A 282-nucleotide genomic window follows, 5' to 3' on the forward strand; every position below is an offset into this window, starting at 1 on the left:
CTATTTTATTGACAGGGGACCAAACATCTTTTCTGGTATATCGCTGATACAACGTAAATTGCCGATTGATTTGGTACCGACTGGCACGCATGATTCCAGCTCGAACTGCATCTTCCATCAATTTTCTAAATAAGGGTTGCTCTATTAGCTGATTCTGAATTTCTGAATTAAGTCGATAAGTGTTCTGAGAAAGCGTCACGATCGGAGTATTACCATATTTTTTCTGACTATTGGTCACAAAAAATTCCAGTGATAAAACGCGTTCAACAGAACGTATTATGT

General features: G+C 37.9%; 1 protein-coding gene. It reads right to left on the reverse strand.

The annotated features are described in order from the left end of the window. A partial coding sequence (locus tag D1831_RS14330; RefSeq protein WP_158610686.1) for a DUF3427 domain-containing protein occupies positions 1 to 282 on the reverse strand: 282 nt, incomplete at both ends.

The organism is Lactiplantibacillus garii, from assembly GCF_003885105.1.
Lineage (GTDB): Bacteria > Bacillota > Bacilli > Lactobacillales > Lactobacillaceae > Lactiplantibacillus > Lactiplantibacillus garii.